This is a genomic window from Bradyrhizobium sp. 930_D9_N1_4 (assembly GCF_052076015.1).
Lineage (GTDB): Bacteria > Pseudomonadota > Alphaproteobacteria > Rhizobiales > Xanthobacteraceae > Bradyrhizobium.
This window is the reverse complement of the sequence record NZ_CP197236.1, coordinates 200376-216359: the sequence shown is the minus strand read 5'-3', so window position 1 is coordinate 216359 and position 15984 is coordinate 200376. Positions and strand designations below refer to the sequence as shown.

At 63.0% G+C, this 15984-nt stretch carries 18 protein-coding genes; 11 read left to right on the top strand and 7 right to left on the bottom strand.

Features of this window, described 5'->3' with window-relative positions:
- Nucleotides 1-149 precede the first annotated feature (149 nt).
- Both rho and hemJ read right to left on the bottom strand, forming a co-directional pair.
- A complete protein-coding gene (gene rho / locus AB7532_RS01015) occupies nt 150-1415 on the bottom strand; it encodes a transcription termination factor Rho (protein WP_441232985.1) in 1266 nt (421 codons plus the stop codon).
- 247 nt (nt 1416-1662) lie between these two features.
- Nucleotides 1663-2097, bottom strand: coding sequence for a protoporphyrinogen oxidase HemJ (hemJ, locus tag AB7532_RS01010; RefSeq protein ID WP_441232984.1), 435 nt, complete (start codon nt 2095-2097; stop codon nt 1663-1665).
- Between the two features lie 456 nt (nt 2098-2553).
- Between hemJ and AB7532_RS01005 the strand changes: the two genes are divergently transcribed.
- Genes AB7532_RS01005 through dnaQ form a run of 4 tightly spaced genes read left to right on the top strand, consistent with a single transcriptional unit; the run spans nt 2554 to nt 5412 of the window.
- A complete protein-coding gene (locus tag AB7532_RS01005; protein WP_441232983.1) occupies nt 2554-3390 on the top strand; it encodes a pyruvate, water dikinase regulatory protein in 837 nt (278 codons plus the stop codon).
- Nucleotides 3391-3422: 32 nt separating this feature from the next.
- Entirely contained in the window at nt 3423-4031 is a 609-nt protein-coding gene (locus AB7532_RS01000; protein WP_441232982.1) for a Maf family nucleotide pyrophosphatase, read from the top strand.
- Between the two features lie 23 nt (nt 4032-4054).
- Entirely contained in the window at nt 4055-4654 is a 600-nt protein-coding gene (coaE, locus tag AB7532_RS00995; RefSeq protein ID WP_441232981.1) for a dephospho-CoA kinase, read from the top strand.
- A 41-nt stretch (nt 4655-4695) separates the two neighbouring features.
- Nucleotides 4696-5412 (top strand): DNA polymerase III subunit epsilon, encoded by a 717-nt coding sequence (dnaQ, locus tag AB7532_RS00990; protein WP_441232980.1) that lies wholly within the window; start codon nt 4696-4698, stop codon nt 5410-5412.
- Nucleotides 5413-5421: 9 nt separating this feature from the next.
- On the opposite strand, the gene secB is transcribed toward dnaQ, so the two are convergent.
- Nucleotides 5422-5910: a protein-export chaperone SecB gene (gene secB, locus AB7532_RS00985; protein ID WP_441232979.1), complete on the bottom strand. Its 489-nt coding sequence runs from the start codon at nt 5908-5910 to the stop codon at nt 5422-5424.
- Nucleotides 5911-6327: 417 nt separating this feature from the next.
- Between secB and AB7532_RS00980 the strand changes: the two genes are divergently transcribed.
- The 3 genes from AB7532_RS00980 to AB7532_RS00970 are packed head-to-tail and all read left to right on the top strand — an operon-like array spanning nt 6328 to nt 9213.
- Entirely contained in the window at nt 6328-7035 is a 708-nt protein-coding gene (locus AB7532_RS00980; protein WP_441232978.1) for a Tim44/TimA family putative adaptor protein, read from the top strand.
- Nucleotides 7013-8626, top strand: a complete 1614-nt coding sequence (gene mltA / locus AB7532_RS00975) for a murein transglycosylase A (RefSeq protein ID WP_441232977.1) — start codon at nt 7013-7015, stop codon at nt 8624-8626. The genes AB7532_RS00980 and mltA overlap by 23 nt, the downstream gene beginning before the upstream one ends.
- Nucleotides 8623-9213 (top strand): Smr/MutS family protein, encoded by a 591-nt coding sequence (locus tag AB7532_RS00970; RefSeq protein ID WP_441232976.1) that lies wholly within the window; start codon nt 8623-8625, stop codon nt 9211-9213. The genes mltA and AB7532_RS00970 overlap by 4 nt, the downstream gene beginning before the upstream one ends.
- Here the strand turns inward: AB7532_RS00970 and AB7532_RS00965 are convergent.
- From AB7532_RS00965 to hslV, 4 genes are all read right to left on the bottom strand, one after another.
- Nucleotides 9210-10334: a hypothetical protein gene (locus tag AB7532_RS00965; RefSeq protein ID WP_441232975.1), complete on the bottom strand. Its 1125-nt coding sequence runs from the start codon at nt 10332-10334 to the stop codon at nt 9210-9212. The genes AB7532_RS00970 and AB7532_RS00965 overlap by 4 nt on opposite strands.
- A 193-nt stretch (nt 10335-10527) precedes the next feature.
- Nucleotides 10528-11832, bottom strand: coding sequence for an ATP-dependent protease ATPase subunit HslU (hslU, locus tag AB7532_RS00960; RefSeq protein ID WP_441232974.1), 1305 nt, complete (start codon nt 11830-11832; stop codon nt 10528-10530).
- Between the two features lie 51 nt (nt 11833-11883).
- Nucleotides 11884-12504 (bottom strand): DUF2585 domain-containing protein, encoded by a 621-nt coding sequence (locus AB7532_RS00955; RefSeq protein WP_441232973.1) that lies wholly within the window; start codon nt 12502-12504, stop codon nt 11884-11886.
- A 3-nt stretch (nt 12505-12507) separates the two neighbouring features.
- On the bottom strand, nt 12508-13068 hold the full coding sequence (gene hslV, locus AB7532_RS00950) for an ATP-dependent protease subunit HslV (RefSeq protein ID WP_441232972.1): 561 nt from the start codon (nt 13066-13068) through the stop codon (nt 12508-12510).
- A 192-nt stretch (nt 13069-13260) separates the two neighbouring features.
- Between hslV and hisB the strand changes: the two genes are divergently transcribed.
- From hisB to hisA, 4 genes are all read left to right on the top strand, one after another.
- Nucleotides 13261-13854: an imidazoleglycerol-phosphate dehydratase HisB gene (gene hisB, locus AB7532_RS00945; RefSeq protein WP_441232971.1), complete on the top strand. Its 594-nt coding sequence runs from the start codon at nt 13261-13263 to the stop codon at nt 13852-13854.
- Nucleotides 13855-13918: 64 nt separating this feature from the next.
- On the top strand, nt 13919-14449 hold the full coding sequence (locus AB7532_RS00940; protein ID WP_441232970.1) for a DUF2628 domain-containing protein: 531 nt from the start codon (nt 13919-13921) through the stop codon (nt 14447-14449).
- On the top strand, nt 14446-15096 hold the full coding sequence (gene hisH / locus AB7532_RS00935) for an imidazole glycerol phosphate synthase subunit HisH (RefSeq protein ID WP_441232969.1): 651 nt from the start codon (nt 14446-14448) through the stop codon (nt 15094-15096). The genes AB7532_RS00940 and hisH overlap by 4 nt, the downstream gene beginning before the upstream one ends.
- Nucleotides 15097-15244: 148 nt before the next feature.
- Nucleotides 15245-15982 carry a 1-(5-phosphoribosyl)-5-[(5-phosphoribosylamino)methylideneamino]imidazole-4-carboxamide isomerase gene (gene hisA / locus AB7532_RS00930; RefSeq protein ID WP_441232968.1) on the top strand — a complete coding sequence of 246 codons (738 nt, stop codon included), beginning with the start codon at nt 15245-15247 and terminating at the stop codon, nt 15980-15982.
- The last annotated feature ends 2 nt before the right edge of the window (nt 15983-15984 follow it).

Sequence of the window (15984 nt, the reverse complement as noted above, 5' to 3'; positions counted from 1 at the left end):
ATCGTCAAGCATTACGTCGATATATCAAAAGCTTATACAGTATCGGATCCGTATCCCGCCGTCCCGCCATGCTGCACTTTCACCGCAACAAGACCGCACAAACAAAAAGGGCGCCCGCAGGCGCCCTTTGATCTCATGCTGCACTGCAATCAGGTGTTCATGGAATCGAAGAACTCTGAATTGCTCTTGGTCGAGCGCAGCTTGTCGAGCAGGAAGTCGATTCCGTCCATCGTCCCCATCGGGTTCAGGATACGCCGCAGCACGTACATCTTCTTCAAGACCAGCGGATCGGTGATCAGCTCCTCCTTGCGGGTGCCGGAGCGGGAAATGTCGATCGCCGGGAAGGTGCGCTTGTCCGAAACCTTGCGGTCGAGGATCAGTTCGGAGTTACCGGTGCCCTTGAACTCTTCGAAGATGACTTCGTCCATGCGGCTGCCGGTATCGACCAGCGCGGTCGCGATGATGGTCAGCGAGCCGCCCTCCTCGATGTTACGGGCGGCACCGAAGAAGCGCTTCGGGCGCTGCAGGGCATTGGCGTCGACACCGCCGGTCAGCACCTTGCCGGATGACGGCACCACGGTGTTGTAGGCGCGACCGAGGCGCGTGATCGAATCGAGCAGGATCACGACGTCGCGGCCGTGCTCGACCAGGCGTTTTGCTTTCTCGATCACCATCTCGGCGACCTGGACGTGGCGCACCGCCGGCTCGTCGAAGGTCGAGGAGACGACCTCGCCCTTCACCGAGCGCTGCATGTCCGTGACTTCTTCCGGACGTTCGTCGATCAGGAGAACGATCAGATAGCATTCGGGATGATTGTGCGCGATCGAGTGCGCGATGTTCTGCATCAGCACGGTTTTGCCGGTGCGCGGCGGCGCGACGATCAAGGCGCGCTGGCCCTTGCCGATCGGCGCGACGATGTCGATCACCCTTGCAGACAAGTCTTTTCGCGTCGGATCGTCGATTTCCATGCGGAAACGCTGATTCGGAAACAACGGCGTAAGGTTGTCGAAATTGACCTTGTGCTTGGCCTTTTCCGGGTCCTCGAAATTGAGCGTGTTGACTTTCAACAGCGCGAAATAACGCTCGCCCTCTTTCGGGCTGCGGATGTGGCCTTCGATGGTGTCGCCGGTGCGCAGGCCGAAACGACGGATCTGCGAGGGCGAAACGTAGATGTCGTCCGGGCCCGGCAGATAATTCGCATCCGGCGAGCGGAGGAAGCCGAAACCGTCGGAGAGCACCTCGACGACGCCCTGGCCGACAATGTCGGTCTCGGCGAGTGCGAGTTGCTTGAGGATGGCGAACAGCAGCTCCTGCTTGCGCATCGTGCTGGCGTTCTCGACCCCGTTCTCCTCCGCAAACGAGACGAGCTCGGCCGGCGTTTTGGACTTGAGGTCTTCGAGTTTCATTTCCCGCATTGGGGTGGTCCTGTGGGGTAACCTTGGGAGGGGGTGCGAGGAGGCTCTGAAATGCGGACGCGAAAAGATTAGGTCCGCAGGTCTGGCAAGGTGAGTGCCGGTGAGGCTTCAAACCTGATGCGGTGTCCGGCCTCTGGAAAGCTCAGACACAACCACATCCGCCTGCGTTGGGTGGGATATCGCCAGTATAGAAAATCACCCCCCACTCCGCAAGTCGATGCGCTGAGCGATTCGTCACGACCCTTGCCTAGAACGGCTTCACGATCACCATGATGACGATCAAAATCATCAGAACGGTCGGCACCTCATTGATAATCCGATAGAATTTCTGGCTCCGCGGGCGCCGGTCGGCGGCGAAATCCTTCAGCCAACGGGAAAAAAAGCCGTGGACCGCCGACATCGCCAGAACCAGTGCCAGTTTTACGTGCAGCCAGCCGAATGAGAACCAGTGGCCGGCCCAGGCGAGATAGATCCCGGCGAGCCAGGTCACGATCATGGCGGGGTTGATGATGGCCTTGAACAGCCGGCGTTCCATCACCTTGAACGTTTCGGACTGCTTGGAGCCGATCTCGGCCTCGCAGTGATAAACGAACAGCCGCGGCAGATAGAGCATGCCGGCCATCCAGGAGATGACCGCGATCACATGCAGCGCTTTGATCCAGAGATAGACGTCTTCGAACATGTTCTGCGCCCGGATTTCTGCCAGCGAATGGAACTGGGGATAGTAAGAACTCGTTAAGGTCTTACCTTGCACACTTATCCGTCGATAGCGCCTTCCTCAAAACTAGAATCTTAGATTCTTAAGGTTTGAGTCTATGTGACCGTGGATTGGACTCACAAGATTCTGTCCGCACGATCACGCGCGCTTGTTCACATCCATCAACATATCCCCGACGGCTCCGGCGGCTTCCGATAAGTTGGCCAGCGTCAAAGGCTTGCGCGGTTCTTTCAGCAGCTTATCAAAGGGCTTGTCCACGCAATCCCGTTTCCCTCTCGACCGGGCGTCGAACTTATTCCGACAGGCAGTGGTGTGAAGAAAATTGGCACTTGTCCCGCCCCCGGTGTCGCACATCCCTTTCCGAGGGGTTAAGCTCCACAGAAATCCACAAACCACACCGTCCTCATACAAAGAGTTTTTGTGCCGACCTCGAACAATTATTTCCATCTGCACCTCGTGTCCGACTCCACCGGTGAGACGCTGATCACGGTCGCACGCGCGGTGGCGGCGCAATACGCCAATGTGACCGCCGTCGAGCATGTCTATCCCCTGGTGCGCAGCCAGAAACAGCTCGATCGCGTGCTCGACGAGATCGAGGAAGCGCCGGGGATCGTGCTGTTCACGCTGCTGGAGAAGGATCTGGTCTCCCGGCTCGAGGACAAGTGCAAGGAGATCAACGTTCCGAGCCTGTCTATCATCGGTCCGGTGATGCAGCTGTTCGAAGCCTATCTCGGGGCTGCGACCACCGGCCGCGTCGGCGCGCAGCACGTCCTCAACGCAGAATATTTCAAGCGCATCGACGCGCTGAACTACACGATGATCCATGACGACGGTCAGCATGTCGAAGGTCTCGACGATGCCGACGTGGTGCTTGTCGGTGTGTCCCGCACGTCGAAGACGCCGACGTCGATCTATCTCGCCAATCGCGGCATCCGCACCGCCAACGTGCCGCTGGTGCCGGGCATTCCGGTGCCGGCGCAGCTGGAGACGCTGACGCGGCCGCTGGTGGTCAGCCTGCACGCGACACCGGAACGCCTGATCCAGGTCCGTCAGAACCGCCTGCTCTCGATGGGCGCCGATTCCAGCAGTGATTCCTACACCGACAAGCAGCTGGTCGCCGAGGAGGTCGCATTCGCGCGCAAGCTGAGTGCCAAACACGATTGGCCGTTGCTCGATGTCACCCGCCGCTCGATCGAGGAAACCGCGGCGGCGATCATGAAGCTGTACAGTGATCGTCAGCGCAATCGGCCGTCTTAATAGTCTTAATTGACTGGGGAATAGTCTTCACGATGGGTCTGTGGCTCGGCACATCTCCGTTGATCCTGGCCTCGCAGAGCAGCGCACGGAAAGTGCTGCTGGCGAATGCCGGGTTCGCATTCGAGACCGTCACGGCCGATATCGACGAGCGCGGCATTCAGGCGGCGTCAAAACTGTCGAACCCCCGAGAGATCGGCCTGCTGCTGGCGCGCGAGAAGGCGAAGGCCGTCTCAGCCAAGCATCCCGGAAGCTACGTGATCGGCGCCGACCAGACGCTGGCGCTGGGTGAGCGTCTCTTCAACAAGCCGGCCGGCCGCGCCCAGGCAATGGCGCAATTGCGCGATCTCGCCGGCACCAGCCACGAGCTGAATTCCGCCGTCGCCGTGGCACACGACGGCAAGATTGTTTTCGAGGATGTTTCGGTCGCCCGCATGACCATGCGGCAGATGACGGAGGCGGAGCTTTCGGCCTATCTCGATGCCGCCGGCGACGCCGTCACCACCAGCGTCGGCGCTTATCAGCTCGAGGGCTTGGGAATCCATCTGTTCGAGCGCATCGAGGGCGACCATTTCACCATTCTCGGCCTGCCGCTGCTGCCGCTGCTTGCGTTCCTGCGCGGCGAACGGCTAGTTGCGGTGTGATTACGAGACAAGGCTGGGCGCTGATGCGGATCCTGGGACTGACCGGCTCGATCGGGATGGGCAAATCCACCACCGCGAAATTGTTCGCGGAAGCCGGCGTCCCCGTTTACGACGCCGATGCTGCCGTCCATCAGCTCTACGAGGGCGAGGCCGCGCCCGCGATCGAGGCCGCCTTCCCCGGCACAACCGCGAACGGCAAGGTCGATCGCCCCAAACTGTCCGCGCGCGTGGTGCATGATCCCGCGGCGATCAAGCAGCTCGAGCAGATCGTCCATCCGATGCTGGGCGCGTCCCGACAAAAATTCTTTGCCGCCGCCGAGGCGGTGAAAGCGCCGGTCGTTGTGCTCGATATCCCGCTGCTGTTCGAAACTGGCGGCGAGAAGCGGGTCGATGCGGTCGTCGTCGTCTCGACCTCGCCGGAACTTCAGCGCGAACGCGTGCTGGCGCGCGGGACGATGGACGAGGCCAAGCTCGACGCCATCATTGCCAAGCAGACGCCCGATGCCGAGAAGCGCAAGCGGGCCGATTTCGTAGTGGATACGTCGCACGGACTTGAACCGGTGCGCGCCCAAATCACGCACATCCTGGCCGAGGTCGCTAAGATGCCGCAGCGGCGGGCCTGATTCGCCGCGCTTACAAGGCTCCTTGCACGGCGTCCCACATCATGCGTGAAATCGTTCTCGATACCGAAACCACCGGCCTCGATCCCTTGCGCGGCGATCGGCTGGTCGAAATCGGCTGCGTCGAGATTTTCAACCGCATGCCGACGGGCCAGTCGTATCATGTCTATATCAATCCCGAGCGCGACATGCCGGCGGAAGCTTTCGCGGTGCACGGGCTGTCGGCCGAATTCCTGTCGACCAAGCCGCTGTTCCACGAGGTCGTCGACCCGTTCCTGGAATTCATCGGCGATGCGCCGCTGGTGATCCACAACGCCTCGTTCGACATCGGCTTCATCAATGCCGAGCTCGACAGGATCAAGCGCGCGGCAATCCCGCGCGAGCGGCTGGTCGATACGCTGCTGCTGGCGCGGCGCAAGCATCCGGGCGTGTCGAACCGGCTCGACGATCTCTGCTCGCGTTATTCGATCGACAATTCACACCGCACCAAGCACGGCGCACTGCTCGACGCCGAACTGCTGGCGGAAGTCTATGTCGATCTGGTGGGCGCGCGGCAGTCGCAGTTGCTGCTGGCTTCGGAAGGCGAGGACATCAGGGTCAATGCCGCCGGCGATACGCCGCGGCGGCAGCGATTGGTGCCGCTCGCGCCGCGGGTGACCGATGCCGAGCGCGAGGCCCATCGGGCCTTCATTGCGACGATGGGCGACAAGGCGATCTGGAACGAGTTTCTGCCCGCTCCAGTCGTTTCTCCGGCTGGTTAGGCCCGCTGGTTAAGCCTGGCCTGCTGGCTGGCCACCGGCGGCCATTTGCCGCTCCATGTTCTGACGGTAGAGACCGACGAAATCGACCGGATCCAGCATCAGCGGCGGGAACCCGCCGTCGCGCACGGCGGTCGCGATGATCTCGCGGGCGAACGGGAACAGCAGGCGGGGGCACTCGATCATGACCACCGGATGCAGCTGGTCCTTCGGCACGTTGGCGATGCGGAACACGCCGGCATAGGCGAGCTCGAACGAGAACATGATCTTGCCCGCGGTCTCGGCCTTGCCCTCGACCGACAGCGTCACCTCGTATTCGGTATCGCTGAGGTTGTTGGCGCTGACATTGATCTGGATGTTGATCTGGGGCGGCTGGCCCTGCTGCTGGAGCGAGCTGGGCGCGTTCGGATTTTCGAACGAAAGGTCTTTGGTGTACTGCGCCAGCACGTTGAGCTGGGGAGCCTGGGCCGCCTCGGGAGGGGTGCCGTTACCGTTGGTCATGAGAGTCTCTCCTTACCCGATTTGGGCTGAATTTCGCGGCGGTTGGCTAACATAGGGCCGCCTCGTTCCACAAGGACGAACGGTCCCGGACGTGGGATCCGGGCCGCGCCCACAACTGTGACGTTCAAGGCGGCCTGCCGGCGAAATCGTACGTTAAACGCTTGAAGATGCGCGATTTCCGGTCAGGATCGGGTTTCCCCTTAAGCATAAAACGCGCTACACTCGGTGCTGTGCCAAAAGGCGCCATTGGCCGGGCAAGATTTCGTGCCTACATCCCACGGACCTGACACGCGGGACCTAAAATGGTGATGTAGACTTGCCGTTCCCGTATGGAACGGTCTACTGGCCGGATTGATTTTCCCGGCGACGACTCTTCGAGACGGCCCCTTCTCGCGACGACCAGAAAGCGGATACGACGTGGACATCTACACCATCATCTTCCTGGCGCTGGCGGTCTTCATCTTCCTGAGGCTGCGCAGCGTGCTGGGGCAGCGGACCGGCAATGAACGGCCGCCGTTCGACCGGACTGCCGCCCGGAATGCGCTGGGGGGTGCCCAGGACAAGAACGTCGTGACCATGCCGGGCAAGGTGATCGACCAGGCCCCGCTGGCGCCGACGGCCGAGCCGGCCCCGCCCTCCGACCGCTGGAAGGGTCTGACCGAGCCGGGTACCGCGCTGGCCCAGGGCCTCGACGCCATCGTCGACAAGGATTCCACCTTCGACCCGCGCCATTTCATCTCGGGTGCCCGCGGCGCCTATGAGATGATCGTGCTGGCGTTTGCCAATGGCGATCGCCGCGCGCTGCGAGAGCTGCTGTCGTCGGAGGTCTATGACAGCTTCGACTCCGTCATCAAGGACCGCGAGAAGAACGAGCAGAAGACCGAGACGCGTTTCGTCTCGATCGACAAGGCCGAGCTAGTCGGCGCCGAGCTGCGCGACCGCACGGCTCAGCTCACCATCCGATTCGTCTCGCAGATGATCTCGGCCACACGCGACAAGACCGGCAATATCGTCGACGGCAGCGCCGACACGGTCGCCGACATCACCGACATCTGGACTTTCGCCCGCGACATCACCTCTCGCGATCCAAACTGGAAGCTGGTTGGCACCGGAAGCGCGAATTAAGATATTCCTGAAGAACAGCGCGACGGCCCTTTGCGCAGGTGTCGTCGTGCTGTCGTCGTTTTCGCTCGGCGCCGAGGCTGCGCGGCGCCACTACCGCAGCCATCATCACCATCCGCCGGCACTGCCTGCGGCCCCGCCGCGGGCGTTGCCCTATCCGCAGCTTCCCCTGCCGTTCGAAATATCAGGTGCGCAATATCTGCCGCTGGCCTGGGCCGACGTCAAAGGCTGGAACGACGACACTCACCTTCCGGCGTACAAGACGTTTCGTGCGAGCTGCCGGACGATCAACGCGCAGACTGCCGCGTCCGAGGCGAAGGCCGAATCAAAAGCCATTGGCAGCTCGCTCAGCGAACCCTGCCGGGCCGCAAAGTCGCTCGAGCTTACTGACGACGCCAAGGCAAAAACCTTCTTCGAGGACAATTTTGCGCCGCTGCGCATCTCGCGCCTCGGCGAGCCTGATGGCTTCGTCACCGGCTATTACGAGCCGGTGCTGGAGGGATCGCGTACGCAGACCGACGTCTTCAATGTGCCGGTGTATCGCCGGCCGTCGAATCTGTTCGTCCGCGGCTACAAGCAGGACTCGGTCAGCCTGCCCAACAAGGGCCCGGTCTATCGCAAGATCGGCCGCCGCAAGCTGGTGCCCTATTACGATCGCGGTGAGATCGAGGACGGCAAGATCGCCGGCCGCGGGCTGGAGATCGCCTGGCTGAAGGATCCGACCGATCTCTTGTTCGCTCAGATACAGGGCTCGGCGCGGATCAAGTTCGATGACGGCGGTACGGTCCGGCTGAACTACGATGCCTATAACGGCTTTCCCTACACCGCCGTCGGTCGCATCCTGATCGAGCGCGGCATCATTCCCCGGGAAGAGATGTCGATGCAGAAGATCAGGGAGTGGATGACGCAAAACCCTGACGGCGCCAAGGAGCTGCGGCGCGCGAACCGCGCCTACATCTTCTTCCGCGAGGTCAATCTCTCCGACAAGGAAGAGGCAATCGGCGCGCAGGGCATTCCGCTGACCGCCGGCCGCTCGATCGCGGTCGACAAGGCGCTGCATGTCTACGGCACGCCGTTCTTCATCGAGGGCGAGCTGCCGATCGATTCGGAACGCTCCAAGACGCCGTTTCACCGGCTGATGATCGCGCAGGACACCGGCTCGGCCATCATCGGCCCCGCGCGCGCCGATCTCTATTTCGGCGCCGGTCAGGAAGCCGGCCGTGTCTCCGGGCGGCTGCGCCATCCCATGCATTTTGTCATGCTGGTGCCGAAGGGCCTCGATCCCTCAATGCGCGCCGCGCGGCTGCCGGTGCCGGACCCGCGGCCCTCGGAAAAAATCGCAAAACTGTTTCCGCAGACCGATCCCGCCAAGGATTCGAAGAACGCGTCGGCAGCAGCGAAACCAGCCGAACCGAGCAAGGCTGAACCTGTGAAGGCTGGTGCGGCTTCGCCGGCCGTGCCACAAGCCAAAGATCAATCCAAAGATGCCGCCGTTTCGGTGGCAAGCCCGGTGCCGCTGCCGGAGCCGCGTCCCAACATCAAGCCCGATCGCGAACAGCGCAAGCGCGTGAATCGTCGTTCCGACCAGCAATGAAGCGATCGTCCCGTCCGCCCGTGCTGGAGCCTCGCCCCTCGCCGCGCCGCCGCGCGCTCAGCGAAGAGGAGCGCGCGCTGTGGGACACGGTCGCAAAGCAGGTCAAGCCGTTGCGCAAGCATCGCGTGGCGAAGGCGCATGCCGCGCCGCGTGCCGAGCCCTCGCCCGCAACGCCGGCCACGCGTCCCCTACCATCGCCGCGGCCGATTGCTGCTGCTCCGGCGCCGCGTGTGACAAAGCCGGCGATGCCGCCGCTGGCGCCGCTCGGCAAGCGCGAACGCACGAAACTGTCGCGTGGCCGCAGCGAGATCGAGGCGCGGCTCGATCTGCACGGCATGACCCAGATGCGTGCTCATCGCGCGCTGACCGGTTTTCTGAATCGCGCCCATCATGACGGCCTGACTTTCGTACTCGTCATCACCGGCAAGGGCCGCAGCGGCGGCGAAAGCGGCGTGCTCCGCCGCCAGGTGCCGGAATGGCTGAGCCTGCCGGAATTCCGCTCTCTTGTGGTCGGCTTCGAGGAGGCCGCTATCGGCCATGGCGGCGAGGGCGCGCTTTATGTGCGAATTCGTCGGGCGAGATTTTAGAACGGCCGGACGATTCCGACGCGCGGGATGAGCGTGATAATCAGGCCGAAGATGTTGGTCCTCTGATCGTCCGCCGGGATCGGCGGCGTCTCCCTCGCCGCGGGCAGCGTCTTCACCGCATGCAGGATCAGGAACATGCAGACCGCCCAGTTCGAGATCCAGCGCGAATAGTCGAACACCATCGCGAACATCACGAGATAGGCGAGACTGATTCCGATCAGCGCCGCGATGACGAGGCGGCGGTGCAGATCGCTAGCGAGTGCGCCGATCAGGTTCGCGAAGAAGCGCCACAGCGGCGTGTGCAGCCAGATCAGCAGCGCGAACACGGGCACGCCGAGGATGTTGTGCGGCAGCCGGCCCCAGGTGTCCGAAATCTCCTTCGCCAGCGGCTGGTACCAGATATAGGCGAACTGCAGGAGATCGGTCCGTGACGGATCGGCCATCCGGGTCTTGAGATACGCGACAAAGTCCGCTTCGGGGATCGGCATCGTTCCCAGGAATTGCGCGGCGAAGAACAGCGCGGAGACGACGGCGAGGGCGATCATGCCGAATGCGACATTGCTGCGATTACAGCCGAACGTGAGATAGTGCCTGATCATAACGATGGTGATGACCGTCGGCACATACATCAACAGATGAATGTGATGGATCAGCACGAGAACGATCGCGAACAAGGCGGCCGTCGCAACATACAACAATGAGCCCGCCGGCATCAGCAGCAGCGTGATCGCGAGCGCACAGCCATAGATGTCGAAATGGCCGAGCGTGTGCATGAAGTTCTTCAGGAAGAACGGCGAGCCCGCGATGAAGACGAACAGCGGCAGCGTTTTCGCGGTGAAGCCGAACGTTTTCTGGAACAGTTTCGCGTAGAGCGCCAGCGTCACCAGCCAGGTCATGCCGCCGAGTGCGAACACCAGCCAGACCGGCACCTTGTCCGTGAACAGCGCGACGGCCGCGCCGATCAGCGCGCGCTTGATGAAACCAAAATGATAGTCGACGAGGAGGTGGATGTAGGGGACGTAAGGCGGCAGCTGGATCTTGTGGACGAATACGCCGGCGATGACCGCCACGTTGATCGCGAGCAGAAGGCGCCAGGGATTTTGTAGGATGCGAGCGGTCACGCGGCACCTGAGCTGGTGCGACTAACCTCCGTTGTCGTCCCGGGCAAGCGAAGCGCGACCCGGGACCCATAACCACAGGACGTTGTTTGAGCCAAGGCTGGAGCCGCTATCTTTTTCTAACAAGAACCGCTGGTGGTTATGGGTCCCCGCGTACGCGGGGACGACAGCGGATAGATAGCCGACCTCCGGCGAATTACAAAATGAACCGGCTCAGATCGGCGTTCTTGGCGAGGTCGCCTACGTGCTTCTGCACGAAATCGGCATCGACCCTGACGGTCTCGCCGCTGCGGTCGGGGGCGGTGAAGGAGATCTCGTCCAGCACCCGCTCCATCACCGTCTGGAGCCGCCGCGCGCCGATGTTCTCGACGGTGGAATTGACGGCGACCGCGACGTCCGCCAGCGCGTCGATGGCGTTGTCGGTGATGTCGAGCGTCACGCCCTCGGTCTGCATCAAGGCGACATATTGCTTGATCAGCGAGGCCTCGGGCTCGGTCAGGATGCGGCGCATGTCGTCGCGGGTCAGCGCCTGCAACTCGACGCGGATCGGCAGGCGGCCCTGCAATTCCGGCAACAGGTCGGACGGCTTGGCGACGTGGAAGGCGCCGGAGGCAATGAACAGGATGTGGTCGGTCTTCACCGCGCCGTGCTTGGTCGAGACGGTGGTGCCCTCGATCAGCGGCAGCAGGTCGCGCTGCACACCTTCGCGCGAGACATCGCCGCCGACCCGGCCGTCGCGCGCGCAGATCTTGTCGATCTCGTCGAGGAACACGATGCCGTTGTTCTCGACCGTGCTGATCGCCTCCATCGTCAACTGCTCGGTGTCGAGCAGCTTGTCGGATTCTTCGTTGATGAGAATCTCGTGGGAGTTCTCCACCGTCAGACGCCGGGTCTTGGTGCGGCGGCCGAGCTTGCCGAAGATATCGCCGATCGAGATCGCGCCCATCTGTGAGCCCGGCATGCCCGGGATCTCGAACATCGGCATGCCGCTGCCGCCGCCTTGCGTCTCGATCTCGATTTCCTTGTCGTTCAATTCGCCGGCGCGCAGCTTCTTGCGGAAGGATTCCCGCGTCGCCGCGCTGGCGTTCGCGCCGACCAGCGCATCGAGCACCCGCTCCTCGGCGGCGAGCTGGGCACGCGCCTGCACGTCCTTGCGCTTCTTCTCGCGCACCTGGGCAATCGCGACCTCGACGAGGTCGCGGACGATCTGCTCGACATCGCGGCCGACATAGCCGACCTCGGTGAATTTGGTCGCTTCCACCTTCAGGAACGGCGCGTTCGCGAGCTTGGCGAGCCGCCGCGCGATTTCCGTCTTGCCGACGCCGGTGGGGCCGATCATCAGGATGTTCTTCGGCAGCACCTCCTCGCGCAAGGAGCCTTCGAGCTGCTGCCGGCGCCAGCGATTGCGCAGCGCGATGGAGACGGCGCGTTTGGCGTCGGCCTGGCCGACGATGAAACGGTCGAGTTCGGAAACGATTTCGCGGGGGGAGAAGTCTGTCATGTCTGTTTAGCTAGGGCGGGAGGCGGCCAAGGACAAGCCGCATTTTTTGCGTCAGATGATCGGTGGCCCCGATTGCCATTGTTTCACGGCATCGATCGGATGAATGAGCATCAGGATATTGAGCGTCAGATTGTCGCGAATATGGAGCGCCAGCATGATCTCGAAGGCGAGCCCGAGCAGGACGGTCACCGACACCGGCAGCACGCGTGCGGCCAGGAACCCCAGCATCATCGCCAGATTGTCCGAGACCGAATTGACGATGCTGTCGCCGAAATAATCCAGCGAGATCGTGCCGGCGCGGTAGCGCTCGATGATGAACGGCGAGTTCTCGACGATCTCCCAGGCGCCTTCGATCAGCATCGCGATGATCAGACGCGCGGGCCAGGAGAGGCGCAGGAACGGCAGCCGCGCGAACAGCAGCCAGGTCAGGCCGTAGAACAGGAAGCCGTGCAGGATGTGCGAGAAGGTGTACCAGTCTGCAATGTGCTGCGAATTTTCCGAGCTGTTCACCACGCCATGCCAGAGCTTGACGTAGCCGCAAGTGCAGATCGGCACCCGCCCCATCGCGAACAGGATCGAAGCCTGCAGGGCGAGCAGTAACAATGCGATGCCGACCCAGGCGAGAGCCGGGAAAGCGGGGACGGTCGGGCTGGTGCTTCGCGCCAATGCCATCTGCTAGCCGGTCGCCAGCACTTCGACGGTCAAATTGCGGTTGGTGTAGACGCAGATGTCGGCAGCGATGTCGAGGGAACGGCGGACGATGGTCTCGGCATCCTTGTCGGTGTCGAGCAGGGCGCGGGCCGCCGCCAGGGCGTAATTGCCGCCGGAGCCGATCGCCATGACGCCGGACTCGGGCTCCAGCACGTCGCCGGTGCCTGTCAGGACCAGGGACACGTCCTTGTCGGCCACGATCATCATGGCCTCCAGCCGCCGCAGATAACGGTCGGTGCGCCAGTCCTTGGCCAGCTCGACCGCCGCCCGGGTCAGCTGCCCCGGATATTGCTCGAGCTTGCTCTCCAAGCGCTCAAAGAGGGTGAAGGCGTCGGCGGTCGCGCCGGCAAAGCCGCCGATCACGTCGCCCTTGCCGAGCTTCCGGACCTTTTTGGCGTTGGACTTGATCACGGTCTGGCCGATCGAAACCTGGCCGTCACCGCCGACCACCACCTTGCCGCCCTTGCGGACCGTCAAAATCGTGGTGCCGTGCCAGCCCGGCGAGCTGTTCTGGGAATCCTGCATGAAGTACCTCGTTGTCCGGCCTGATTTAGGCGGTCAGGGGCGGCGGCACAACGGGCCGTTCCGGCCCTAGATTTCGCTCACCATAGGCGGAAGTGCTGGCCTGCCGGAGCGTTCCCGCAGTAGCGAAGGCGTCATTTGGCTGTTAAAAGACCGGCGTTTTCGGCTCAAAACCAGAATGGAAACCGATTTTCCATGCGCACCGCGACGATCAAGCGCAAGACCAAGGAAACCGACATCGAGGTCTCCGTGAACCTCGATGGCACCGGCGTGGCCAATATCGCGACCGGCATCGGCTTTTTCGACCATATGCTCGATCTCCTGGCCCGCCATTCCCGCATCGACCTCACGGTCAAGGCGGTTGGCGATCTGCACATTGATTATCACCATACCACCGAAGACACCGGCATTGCGCTTGGCCAGGCGGTCAAGCAGGCGCTCGGCAACATGGCGGGCATCACCCGCTATGCCGGCGTGCACATGCCCATGGACGAGACGCTGTCGCGCGTGGTCATCGACATCTCGGGCCGCCCGTTCCTGGTGTTCAAGGCCGACTTCCCCCGCGACAAGATCGGTGAATTCGACACCGAGCTGGTGCGCGAGTGGTTCCAGGCCTTCGCCATGCATGCCGGCGTGACTCTGCACGTCGAGACCCTATATGGCGATAACAGCCATCATATCGCCGAGTCCTGCTTCAAGGGTCTGGCGCGGGCGCTGCGCACGGCCGTCGCGATCGATCCGAAGACGGCGGGCGAAATCCCGTCCACCAAGGGTTCGCTCGGCGGCTGACGTCTCGCACCCGGCGGCACGCGCCGCTTGCGGTATCACTGAATTTAGAGAACGGGGCAGCACCATGCCTGTCTACACAGTTCATGCTCCCTCGCCTGCCGGAGCCGATCTGCGCGCGACCGACAAGTTCGTGTTCGTGCGCGACGGTTTCCATTTCTGGGCGATGATCTTCGGTCCGCTCTGGCTGCTCTGGCACCGGCTCTGGCTGGCGCTGATCGGCTGGGTGATTTTTTTGGCCGCGTTCAACGCCGGGCTCTCCAGTCTCGGTGCCGGAGCTTCATCGATCTTCTTCGCCGACGTCATCGTTGCGCTGCTGATGGGGCTTGAGGCTTCGAGCCTGCGCCGCTGGACCCTGTCGCGCGGCAAATGGCGCCAGCTCGACGTGGTGGTTGCCGACGACGAGGACACCGCCGAGCGTCGCTTCTTCGAGCGCTGGAGCCAGAAGCAGCGCGGCATCGTCAACGATCAATGGGCGGTCGATCGCGGCGGCCCGCCGCCGACCCGCGGTGTGCCGGGTCAGCCATTCTCAAATCCGCCACCGCTGCCCTCGGGCGGCATCATTGGTTTGTTTCCAGAACCGGGAGGGTCACGATGAGCGTCGCCATCATCGATTACGGTTCCGGCAATCTGCATTCCGCCGCCAAGGCTTTCGAGCGCGCGGCGCGCAGCCTCGAGATTCCGCAGAAAGTCTTCGTCACCAGCGATCCCGATCAGGCCTATGAAGCCGACCGTCTGGTGCTGCCGGGCGTCGGCGCCTTTGCCGATTGCCGGCGCGGTCTCGATGCCGTCAACGGCATGGTCGATGCGATCACCGAAGCGGTGCGCGTCAAGGCGCGGCCGTTTTTCGGCATCTGCGTCGGCATGCAACTGATGGCGAGCCGCGGCAAGGAGCACGTCATCACCGACGGCCTGAACTGGATCGGCGGCGACGTCGAGAAGATCACGCCGCGCGACGAGAGCCTGAAGATCCCGCACATGGGCTGGAACACGCTCGAGGTGCTGCGCGAGCATCCGGTGCTGGAGCGGCTGCCGCTCGGCCCCAAGGGCCAGCACGCCTATTTCGTGCACTCCTACCACCTCAATGCCGCCAACGAGGCGGACGTGCTCGCGCGCGCCGAATACGGCGGTCCCGTCACCGCGATCGTCGGCAAGGACACCGCCATCGGCACGCAGTTTCACCCCGAGAAGAGCCAGCGTTTTGGCCTGGCCCTGATCTCGAACTTTTTGCGATGGAAACCGTGATGGCCGCGTCGTCATTGCGAGCGCAGCGAAGCAATCCAGTGTCTCTCCGTGGACGCAGTCTGGATTGCTTCGTCGTTGCGCTCCTCGCAATGACGGAGTGCGTGTGTGATAGCCCAGTTCCCATGCTTGGGACGGGAAAAGGTGCGACATGATTCTCTTTCCGGCGATCGACCTCAAGAACGGCCAGTGCGTGCGCCTCGAGCAAGGCGACATGGCGCGCGCGACCGTGTTCAACCTCAATCCGGCCGCGCAGGCGCAGAGCTTCGTCGAACAGGGCTTTGAATATCTCCACGTCGTCGACCTCGACGGCGCCTTTGCCGGCAAGCCGGTGAACGCGCAGGCCGTCGAGGCGATGCTGAAGACGGTCAAGATCCCGGTGCAGCTCGGCGGAGGCATTCGTGATCTCGCGACCGTCGAAGCCTGGCTCGACAAGGGCATCAGCCGCGTCATCATCGGAACGGCCGCGGTGCGCGATCCCGAACTGGTGAAGGCGGCGGCGAAGACATTCCCGGGCCGTGTCGCGGTCGGGCTCGATGCCCGCGACGGCAAGGTCGCGGTCGAAGGCTGGGCCGAGACCTCACAGGTGACGGTGCTGGAGATCGCGCGGCGGTTCGAGGATGCCGGCGTCGCCGCCATCATCTTCACCGACATCGCGCGCGACGGCTTGCTCAAGGGCCTGAACCTGGACGCGACCATCGCGCTCGCCGACGCCATCTCGATCCCCGTGATTGCCTCCGGCGGCCTCGCCTCGATCGAGGACGTGAAGGCCATGCTGACGCCGCGTGCGCAAACGCTCGCCGGCGCGATCGCCGGTCGGGCGCTTTACGACGGCCGGCTTGATCCCGCCGACGCCCTCACCTTGATCCGCAACGCGCGCGCCGCCTAGGA